Below are 1,970 nucleotides of genomic sequence, written 5' to 3' on the forward strand. Positions count from 1 at the left end.
TAAGTAGAATTCAAATGAAAAAACACCACAAAATCTTTTGAAGTGATTTTTGTGGTGTTTTTCTTGGAAGCTGAAACCCTATGTCCCAGCCCCTTATTTTTTTAAATCTTTATCACATATATTAAACTCTCACATATTTACACTTGAGTCTAACCTACAACATGACCTCACAAAGATTAAAATCAAATATGCACGTTTATATTATGCGCTCATTTTCATCGAATGATTTTGTTACATATTCATTTTTTAAATGAGGTCAAGATGATGATCTATATTTAACATTACCTATCCATATAAAAAAGCGCTCACATTCAATAATGAATAGTAAGCACTTTTTGAAATTTAGCTGGGTGAATAGCTTTTTAAAGGATATGATTCTGATTGACCGTACATAGTGTTTTAAATCAGCGTATCTACTTTCTATCACCTTTGAATCATTTATTATTAAACGAATGATTTAAAAGTAATTGTTTTTGTGCGTCGTTTAAAAATGTATAAGATACTGCTTCTAAATTAATTCTTTCTATTTCTTCAATTGTAATTAAGTCATGATGTAACAATAATTCATATTCTTCTATTAAATTTGTTTGCGTCACAACGCGATTATCTGTGTTGATTAAATATGGAATCCCGTATTGCTTTAATTGCAGTAAATCCAACTCATGGATGTGGTTGATCGCTTTCGTTTGAAGATTATTTTTTGGACAGATTTCTAATAACACATCGTTATTTTTAAAATTGTAGAGCGCTTCTTTGTCTTGAAATAAAGCAACACCATGACCAATTCTTTTAGCTCCAAGTGCAACCGCATCATGAACATTTTTAATACAACCACACTCTCCAGTATGTAAGGTCATATTTAAATTTATTGAGTTCGCATATTGAAGCACTTCAGAGAACTTGGACATAGAGGCATCCTGTTCACCACCAGCCAAATCCCCACCAACAATATAATATTCTAGTAACGCATTGGCTTTAATTTCTTTTAAAATTTCAATATTATCTTGTTCTGAATGATGTTTCATGCCACACACTAAAATCCGAATGGTCATATTACATGCAGATTCAGCCTCTTTCGCACCTTCACATACCGCTTGTAAAACAGAAGCAATTGATTCTTCTTTATGCGTATGTAAACTTGGCGCAAATCTGATTTCAATATATTTCACACCATCACGTGCGGCTTGTTTAGCAACATCAATGACACTTTCTTTTAAACTCTGTGCTGTTTGCATTACTTTTAAAATTTCATCGAAGGATTGCAAGTACTCATCCAAACTTTTACACGTTTCCCCTACCGTTATTTTATGAAAATCGATTGTGATATTTTGTAGTGCCGATTGTCTTTTTAAAAATTCAAAACTTACAGAACCATCTAAATGACAATGCAACTCTACTTTAGGTATTGAAACCAAATCTATCTTATTCCCCATAACTTCAACCCTCTTTTTCATCTCTCTTTAATCATAGAAATTATATTACAAAAACAATTAACAGGATGTCAAATCACTGCAATAGGAATGTTATGATATCCGTTCTTAAAGCAAATAATTTTCTATAATATTAAAAAACGCCTCTAAATCCATGTTTAAAGACGACAATAACCCCCTCGAGAGAGGATATATATACCGGTGTAATAGGATTTGCCCCATTTTTGTGACCACAGTGTGACCAAATAATAAAAAAGCGACCCTTTTACAGGTCGCTTACTTTATATCGAGTGAAGGGCAAAAAGGGTATCAATTGCCGGGATAAGTGTTAAGTTACTAGGCCACTTAACAGGCTATATAGCTCACTCCTACTATATAAAAATACATCACATTAACTTACCCTCATTCGAGGACACAGAGCTATGTCACTCGTCAGCAACGTCATGTGAATTCTCAGTTAATGTGATGTAGGCACTTTAAGCGGTCTGTGCCAGTGACCGAGTCGTTTCATGGAACAACTATTTCATATAACCATTATAG

General features: G+C 33.1%; 1 protein-coding gene. It reads right to left on the minus strand.

Annotated features, from left to right (window positions below; genetic code table 11):
• Window positions 1-434: 434 nt before the first annotated feature.
• Entirely contained in the window at window positions 435-1,433 is a 999-nt protein-coding gene (add, locus tag CD172_RS11810) for an adenosine deaminase (protein ID WP_103346458.1), read from the minus strand.
• Window positions 1,434-1,970: the final 537 nt, after the last annotated feature.

The organism is Staphylococcus agnetis, assembly GCF_002901865.1.
Taxonomy (GTDB): domain Bacteria; phylum Bacillota; class Bacilli; order Staphylococcales; family Staphylococcaceae; genus Staphylococcus; species Staphylococcus agnetis.